Below are 3,914 nucleotides of genomic sequence, written 5' to 3'. Positions count from 1 at the left end.
CATAGCCATATATGGTATTATTTAGTATTAAATCTTCCTACTGTTGTAAACCCCCTGGAAATTTCAGAGTACTTTTATTATTATCGTAGGCTCTGGAAGGATGTGGAGCATCGGTACAGGGAGAACCAGTTCACCAGCTACAAAGAAGTACTCCAAGGAATAGAAAGAAGAAAAAGGTTGAAAGCCAAATTAGAAAAGCAGACAATTCAGAAAAATCCACCATAGTACCAAATAAATTCGTTTTATACTTGTACTTTCTACAGCTTCGGGATTAGTCTCATTTAAAATCTTTAACTTCATAGATCGCAATACTTCGATCATAAATTAGTGCAGGATTGTGTTCTAAATTAGATAGCCGCAAAGGGGTATTTGAGTGGCGAAAATAAAAATTACTGGTGTGGATGAGCCAGAGTACGTAATGGAGATTTTGATGAAAAACATTAGGAGCAGGTTTGTTGAAATAGAAGAGCAAACTAATGATTTAAAAGAAATTATTAAATCATTGGAGAAAAAGTATGGATTCGGCTGAGAGGAATTTAAGAAAAAGTTTGAGAATAGGGAATTACCAGAGGAAAGCGACTCTGACTACGTGGAATGGAGAGCCGCTACAAAAATCTTAGAAGAACTCGTCAACGAGGGCAGAGTACTGGAGGAACTGCTCAAATGAGCAACTCCTTATAAACTCTTAAACAATAAATAAAAAAGAGAAAGAAGTAAAGCGATTAGACTATAGTCTTAATTATTTTTCCGTAGGGTAGAGTCATATCATATTCCACGTAGACACTAGCCGCTAACTTTGTTGGCTTAAGAAGATCAACTGGATCCTCTTTTGATTTCGCGAATTTGATTTTTCCCTCGCCGCCCATCATCTTTTTTATTTCCAAGGGATTTGAGGTTAAAATAACCTTCTTTACATCCAAGCCGGAGCCGTCTCCCTTAAGCATCTGCTTAAACGTCATGATTGTGGCTTCAAACGGCATTTCAAGTGGTCCCGATGGTTCCACAACGGCTTCAATGAATTTGATGCCTTTGCGTTCAACCGTTCCCATAACCTTTTCCTCTTTCTGCACCAGTTCGATATCCGCCATCTTTTTTGGAAAACCCCAAATCTCCCGCCCCGCAACCAACGCCTCCTCCGTAGTCACCCACATAAAAGGATTGAACCAAGCACTCACATCACCACACTTGGCCTGCACCATAAGGTAAGCCTCATTGTAAGGCCCAAGAGGCTCACACTTCGGATACTCCATGATGCCCAGAAAAGCCAGAGGCATATCTCCAACCTCAAGAACGTCTGGCAAAACTTTCTTAATGTTGTTCGGTTCCGTCTCGTAGACTATTAAAATGCCGCGAGCACCAGGATACTTGTAAGGCGGTTCGGGATACATGGGAGCCTGAATAGGAATACTCTTCAAAACACGAAACCTCCAAAACAAAAATTATTCCTTTAAAATATTGTAAATAACACATAATTAAGATTTCGAAAAAAATTAAAAACCACCCTTTTTATCATCAATAAAGATTCTAAGATAAATCCCACAAGTACATAGCTGTTTCCCCAACCATTATTAAAACATTAATGGGAAAAGAGGAGCCCAAAAATACAAAACGAAAAATAAAAAATGAATGGGATTTAGCTCTTAAACATCAAGCCAATACTAAGTATTATCTATTTAAGATTTTGTTATCTTTATGTCTTCTGTGCAAGAAGCTCATAGGCCGCATTTTAAAGTTGAATATGTACTCGGTTAAAAGTAGAAATAGACTTGAACAAGCCCAAAACCATACAACACACAATAGGTAACACTGAGTTAACAATGTTATCCTACACGCCGAGAACACACCACTCAGTCAATAAAAACCGTACTTATTACATCATGCTTCCTCTGGATTGGACAGATTCGAATATATGTACCCTTTTCGAACCGGCCCATCAAACCCACACACTTAACGGCGCCTTCCTCCTCGATTTCCGATATATATACAAGTTTCGCGTAAAAAACTATTAAATCACAACACTATTAAGAGGAGGATTAAGGGTGCAAGGGAGAACTTTTAAAGCTATCTTCTGTACCTGTTTTGTGGTACTTTTTCTCAGCTTGGGTATGGGTATTATAGGTTTCTTTTCAAATGTCCAAATCTCAAACACTATCAGTCCATTAATACTTGTCGCAAATCAAAAACAGATAAATGAAATAAATACCTTAGAAGAATATTCTAAGCAAGGACTGGTAATATCACCCATATCGATGATCGATATGAAAATGGGGAAACTATGAAAAGCCTGAGTCTAGACTTCAACCGATGGCTGATGAAGAATTCAACTAGGAGCCTAACTATGATGAATCATCCCAGCAACGAGACGCTAGCCCCATTGTTCTTCTCGTTTCTGAGAGAAAACCCGACACAAGCAAAACTATTCGCAGAATATGACAGACTACTATCAGAGAAAAATAGACTCCTAGAACAAGAAAGACAACTTGAAATAGAAGCAGAATTCCAAAACATAAACCTGATCGTAGAGCAGGGCGAAATAGTACGAGAATGGAGCACCGTTAAAACAGTAAACGGAACAGAAGTAACATCGGTGTACCGAGAGTACGCTATGGAAATAAACGGAACCACCCAAAGCGTGTTAAAAGTAACAGTGTACAGCAGCGACGGAACAGTAATCAGCGACCCCTACATAAGAATCAGCAGAACCCCACTCATCTGCTTGATATGGTCCTGGCAATGGTGGTGTTGGAGGTTCGTACTTGTCCCCATATTATACGGATATGACGTATTCGCATACGCCCACTTCACATACTTGGAGGAAAACATGTGGTTCGCGGAGGTTGTAAATGTTCCTGGAAATCCTACAATTTCGGGAATTGCCGGAATGATAAGCTTTGGTGTGACCATAGTTACTCTACTTTTTTCCATCCCCGAGGGGTATAGTAAAATCGTTGGAGCTATCGCTGGAATTATAACCGCTATTTTAGCTGCAGTCACCTTCGAACCAGGTAAAGTAGCTATGGATCTTTTTAACAAAATTCTTCTTGCCCAACAGCAAAATAGATCAATAGATCCAGTGTGGGGATTTCGGTTTTATGAGTATGTTCATTATCCAGTAAGTCCACCAACAGGCGCGATTTGGTATTATCCGCCGGTCCCCGATGTTATACCAACTATAGCTTGGCACTATGTAACTGCAACTGGAGGCATAATTGGCGCAACACCTCCCTATTATGATTCACCACTACCCATTGACCCCATAACAGCGTATGACCTTCAGTACCTGTACAGTACAATTGCCAATAAATGCGGATGTTGGGATACTTGGATATGGATAGGAGGAATCCCTGGTGGAACACCGCCTAAATGAACTTATTATTTGTGAGGGGGTGAACAGTCTTCTCCCCCTTTTATTTATTAGTTTAGGTGGAGGATTTGTGGAGTGAAAACGAAAACCGTGATGCATTTGCTTGGATTTGTTGTACTTTTCCTATTAGGAGTTTTCGCCGCTTCCGGTCTCATATATGGAACTCTATCAAGCACTGGTCCTTTAATATTTTTGTATCCCGTACTTGTTAGGTTCTCTCCAATAGGACTATATATAAAATTTTTATTCGTAGACTCATTTCCCATACCTGCTCTGGTTTTAGGCCACGAATCTCTTCTAATCCTTCCAACAAATTATCCACTCTACCTGAGCTTGCTTTACACAGCTACAATAGCGTTTATAATGATTCTAGTCTTTTCCATACCTGCCCTTCTAATCAAACCCTTGTTAAGAATGCCGGAGTACGAATATTTCCATGATGCCTGGGCCAGAGTTAAATTCTTATTCACAAAAAGTTCTTGGAAAAAAAGATTAACTGTAGAAGTTAGGGACATTTGTCACCCCTTGCTGTTAATTGGTAGGATGTCCT

The 3,914-nt window shown here is 39.7% G+C and carries 5 protein-coding genes and 1 pseudogene; 5 read left to right on the top strand and 1 reads right to left on the bottom strand.

Annotation, left to right across the window (positions count from 1 at the left end; translation table 11 throughout):
- A pseudogene (locus ACUVXA_RS17845) lies at window positions 1–225 on the top strand (hypothetical protein); the annotation flags it as partial.
- 148 nt (window positions 226–373) lie between these two features.
- Window positions 374–529, top strand: a complete 156-nt coding sequence (locus ACUVXA_RS17840; RefSeq protein ID WP_445872638.1) for a hypothetical protein — start codon at window positions 374–376, stop codon at window positions 527–529.
- Window positions 530–722: 193 nt separating this feature from the next.
- Here the strand turns inward: ACUVXA_RS17840 and ACUVXA_RS17835 are convergent, their stop codons facing one another.
- Window positions 723–1,415, bottom strand: coding sequence for an acetoacetate decarboxylase family protein (locus tag ACUVXA_RS17835; protein WP_445872637.1), 693 nt, complete (start codon window positions 1,413–1,415; stop codon window positions 723–725).
- 624 nt (window positions 1,416–2,039) lie between these two features.
- On the opposite strand from ACUVXA_RS17835, the gene ACUVXA_RS17830 reads away from it, so the two are divergent.
- The 3 genes from ACUVXA_RS17830 to ACUVXA_RS17820 form a co-directional block, all read left to right on the top strand.
- On the top strand, window positions 2,040–2,279 hold the full coding sequence (locus tag ACUVXA_RS17830) for a hypothetical protein (RefSeq protein WP_445872636.1): 240 nt from the start codon (window positions 2,040–2,042) through the stop codon (window positions 2,277–2,279).
- Entirely contained in the window at window positions 2,276–3,367 is a 1,092-nt protein-coding gene (locus ACUVXA_RS17825) for a hypothetical protein (RefSeq protein ID WP_445872635.1), read from the top strand. The genes ACUVXA_RS17830 and ACUVXA_RS17825 overlap by 4 nt, the downstream gene beginning before the upstream one ends.
- Before the next feature lie 72 nt (window positions 3,368–3,439).
- A partial coding sequence (locus tag ACUVXA_RS17820; RefSeq protein WP_445872634.1) for a hypothetical protein occupies window positions 3,440–3,914 on the top strand: 475 nt, incomplete at its 3' end.

It is taken from the genome of Candidatus Jordarchaeum sp. (assembly GCF_052745115.1).
This window is presented reverse-complemented; position numbering and strand designations above follow the sequence as displayed.